Origin of the sequence: Achromobacter sp. ACM01 (genome assembly GCF_014851745.1) — a bacterium.
GTDB classification, from domain to species: Bacteria; Pseudomonadota; Gammaproteobacteria; order Burkholderiales; family Burkholderiaceae_B; genus Achromobacter; species Achromobacter aegrifaciens.
This window is the reverse complement of the sequence record NZ_JACVAF010000027.1, coordinates 1-380: the sequence shown is the minus strand read 5'-3', so window position 1 is coordinate 380 and position 380 is coordinate 1. Positions and strand designations below refer to the sequence as shown.

Below are 380 nucleotides of genomic sequence, written 5' to 3'. Positions count from 1 at the left end.
AAGCGTAACTGGTTGAGCGGCTGCGGTTAGGCAACTGCTCCAATCTTGGAAGAAACACAACGCGTGGCGATCAGAGTCAGACTCGATGATCACGCACGGTGGGGTGTAATTGGTGTTGGCTGGCTGCCGACGGTGCAGCCAGATTTTGTATTGAACGACACTTGGAACGCTATATCACCAGGTCATAACCATCAGTGTTATAGGATCAAGCCTCACGGGCAATTAGTATCGGTTAGCTTAACGCATTACTGCACTTCCACACCCGACCTATCAACGTCCTGGTCTCGAACGACCCTTCAGGGGGATCAAGTCCCCGGGATACCTTATCTTCAGACGAGTTTCCCGCTTAGATGCCTTCAGCGGTTATCTCTTCCGTACTT

At 51.3% G+C, this 380-nt stretch carries 1 rRNA gene; it reads right to left on the bottom strand.

The features are described from left to right. Positions 1–201: 201 nt before the first annotated feature. A 23S ribosomal RNA gene (locus IB268_RS30900) occupies positions 202–380 on the bottom strand; the annotation flags it as partial.